Annotated in this window: 1 protein-coding gene; it reads left to right on the top strand. The window is 67.0% G+C overall.

The genetic code is table 11. The features are described from left to right. Window positions 1-851 (top strand): NAD(P) transhydrogenase subunit alpha (locus P0D68_RS35470; protein WP_408468832.1); only part of this gene is annotated, 851 nt, incomplete at both ends.

Below are 851 nucleotides of genomic sequence, written 5' to 3' on the forward strand. Positions count from 1 at the left end.
GAGACGCGCGCGCACGAAACCCGCGTCGCCGCGACGCCCGAAACGGTCAGGAAGTATGTGAGCCAGGGCCACCGGGTCACGATCCAGAGCGGCGCCGGCACCGGCGCGAGCTTTCCAGACGATGCCTTTACGGCCGCCGGCGCGGAGATTGTCGACGCCGCGACCGCTTTCGGCGCCGATCTCGTCCTCAAGGTCCAGTCACCGACCGACGCCGAACTGCCGCTGCTGAAGCGCGGCGCGACGCTGGTCGGCATGCTCGATCCTTTTAATGCCGAAAACTCATCAAAGCTGGCGGCTGCGGGCATCACCGCGTTCGCTCTGGAGGCCGCGCCGCGCACGACTCGTGCGCAAAGCCTCGATGTATTGAGTTCACAGGCGAACATTGCCGGCTACAAGGCAGTGCTGCTGGCCGCCACGCTCTATCCGCGCTTCATGCCGATGCTGATGACCGCCGCGGGCACCGTGAAGGCAGCGCGCGTGCTGATTCTCGGTGCGGGCGTGGCGGGCTTGCAGGCTATCGCAACGGCCAGGCGTCTGGGCGCGGTGATCGAAGCGTCTGACGTTCGTCCAGCGGTGAAAGAGCAGATCGAATCGCTCGGCGCGAAGTTTCTCGATGTGCCTTACGAAACCGATGAAGAGCGCGAAGCCGCGCAAGGCGTCGGCGGCTACGCGCGGCCGATGCCGCCATCGTGGCTCACGCGCCAGTCGGCGCTAGTCCATGAGCGTGCGAAGCAGGCCGACGTGGTGATCTCCACCGCGCTGATCCCGGGCCGCGCCGCACCGACCTTGATCTCGGTCGACACCGTGCAGGCGATGAAACCCGGCTCCGTGCTGGTCGACCTCGCGGCAGG

The organism is Paraburkholderia sp. RL17-380-BIE-A, from assembly GCF_046028085.1.
Lineage (GTDB): Bacteria > Pseudomonadota > Gammaproteobacteria > Burkholderiales > Burkholderiaceae > Paraburkholderia.